Here is a 1,934-nt window from a genome sequence, read left to right on the forward strand (position 1 = left end):
TAAAGCAACGGATAAATTTAATTTTATTGTATCAAAGAGCTAATTTATCTTTCGTACACCTGTGGTGAGGACACGAACCAAGGCTGGGATAATATTACAGAAGCTTTAAAAGCAAGGTGGATGGAGGTTTTGAGCAAAAATGAAGGAATAACTTTTGAAATAATGGCTATTGAAGATTATATGAAATTTTAAAAATTATTAATGTATGAGTTTAAAAGGATTGACAGACCTTGATATTGCAAAAGAGAAGTTTAGTGGATTAAGGATGGAAAAGATTTCGAAAAAAATCAGCCAAGAACAATTTAGGGAATTTATCAATAGTCACAAAGAAGTTTTTCTTTGGAATGAAGAAACGATGGCTGGCAAGAAAATCCTTGATAATCTTGATCAATTACCTAATAAAGAAATATATCTAAAGCATTTAAATCAATTTAGAGCTTTTGCTTTTTATAAAAAGGATAAAGGCTATTATGGTTTAGATGTAGTGTGGAATTCTAGTTTTGGATTCATCTCTGCAAATTTCAACAATTCGCGTGTTACGATACCTGCTTTGGAAATTTTATTAGAAATGGCAGAGTTTTGTGATGCTATGTTATTAGTAAATGGCAGAAAACAAATTACTAAAGAGTTTATAGAGAAAGAGAAATTGGCAATTTCTGAGAAAAAGACAGTTAAAAAAACTTCAAAAGGTGATGAATAGAATTCTATGAATCACTCTTCGACTTGTTCCGCAAGGGCAAGTCGAACAACAGATAAAAAGCATCTCTGATGCTAGAAAGTGACAGCAAGTATTATTCAGAAGCAAAATGCTTCCCGCCTAGGGCAGCAAGCATTATTCAGTTAATAAAATGTTTACCGCCTAGGGCAGCAAGCATTATTCAGTTAATAAAATGTTTACCGCCAAGAGTAGCAAGCATTTTTTAGTTAGTAAAATGCTTCCCACCTAGGGCAGCGAGCATTATTCGAATAGTAAACTGCTTCCCACTCAGGGCAGCAGGTATTTTTAGGGTTGGCAGATGGGTGTTATGGCAAGCAAGCCATTATTTTTTAATCAATAAACCAAACAATTATGTTTACTAAAGCCATTATTAAGCGTTATTACCTAAGCGAGTTGATTAGCTATTTAAAAGCTATGGTGCAATTATGTACCGAAGCAGGGGCTAGTGCATTACTAACAGATGCATTAACAACCGCACTTGAAAATGCCACACTACAAGTAGAAGCTGCCTATGCCTACCAAAAAGACAGCCCCATAACCCTAGAACTAGAAAGGCTAGACATGCTAAGAGACGAAGCATTGGTAGGTATAAAACTAGTAGCCGATGGCTATGCCCACTATTTTGAACCCAATGAAAAAGCAGCCGCTAATACCTTAATAACTTGCTTTAATAAATATGGTAGTGCCATTATAAAACTAAGCTACAATGCAGAAAGTGCAGTAATAGACAAGCTAGTAACCGATTTTGAAACAGATGCTACCGTAGTCGCTGCTTTAGCAACGCTTAAAATAAGTAGTTGGGTAGGGCATTTAAAAGCAAGTAACAATAGTTTTAAAGCCAAATACCTAGAGCGTACCACGCAGTATGCTAGTCAGCCACAGCAATCGGCACTAGAACTAAAACCTACCGCTATAGCCGCCTACGATAAACTACTGAAAAATATAGACAGCCGCAACACACTAGATGACACTGGTAAATACACGGTATTAATACAAAAAATAAATGCCCTAACCGAGCAATACAATAACACCGTGCTACGCAGAACACCACCTGCCAAGCCAAAAGATGGCGCACCTAAATAGGGGGGGCTTCGCTTCGCCCTAGTACGTGTCTTCACGTACTTTTTTTAATTGTGTTTCGTGAGGACACCATAGGTGTACGAAAGATATTTATGAGGTGTTACACAATAAAACTTCATTTAGTTTTTCAGGATTT

General features: G+C 36.5%; 2 protein-coding genes. Both read left to right on the top strand.

Translation table 11 applies throughout. The annotated features are described in order from the left end of the window. The first annotated feature begins 205 nt into the window (after positions 1-205). Entirely contained in the window at positions 206-700 is a 495-nt protein-coding gene (locus ACT9TX_RS18320; protein WP_481340543.1) for a hypothetical protein, read from the top strand. Between the two features lie 369 nt (positions 701-1,069). Continuing rightward, positions 1,070-1,801, top strand: a complete 732-nt coding sequence (locus ACT9TX_RS18325; RefSeq protein WP_481340545.1) for a DUF6261 family protein — start codon at positions 1,070-1,072, stop codon at positions 1,799-1,801. Positions 1,802-1,934 lie beyond the last annotated feature (133 nt).

The sequence above is a fragment of the Parasediminibacterium sp. HNIBRBA5674 genome (genome assembly GCF_056745525.1).